Source organism: Oleiphilus sp. HI0079 (genome assembly GCF_001635105.1).
Map to the genome: position 1 here is coordinate 1 of NZ_LWFT01000492.1, position 258 is coordinate 258.

General features: G+C 44.6%; 1 pseudogene. It reads left to right on the plus strand.

The annotated features are described in order from the left end of the window. Positions 1-21: 21 nt before the first annotated feature. Positions 22-258: pseudogene (locus A3750_RS06405) on the plus strand (sulfotransferase); the annotation flags it as partial.

A 258-nucleotide genomic window follows, 5' to 3' on the forward strand; every position in this document is an offset into this window, starting at 1 on the left:
GCCCCTCGCTCGGGTACAAACATGCTGCGCGATGTCGTAACATCTTTTAATGGTGTCGAAACATGGCCTTGTGATGAAATAAACTACATTATTCGTCATGGGAATGTCAGACATCCGTCCGATGAGTTTTCAGAGCAGCAAGCGACCACGCTAGTTAAGTCCTACTTAAACACTACTTTTGACAAATATGCGAAAGAGTTTGGTGCAAACATTCTCGTTGAGAAAACCTGTGCGAACTCTCTTCGCGTGCCATTTCTT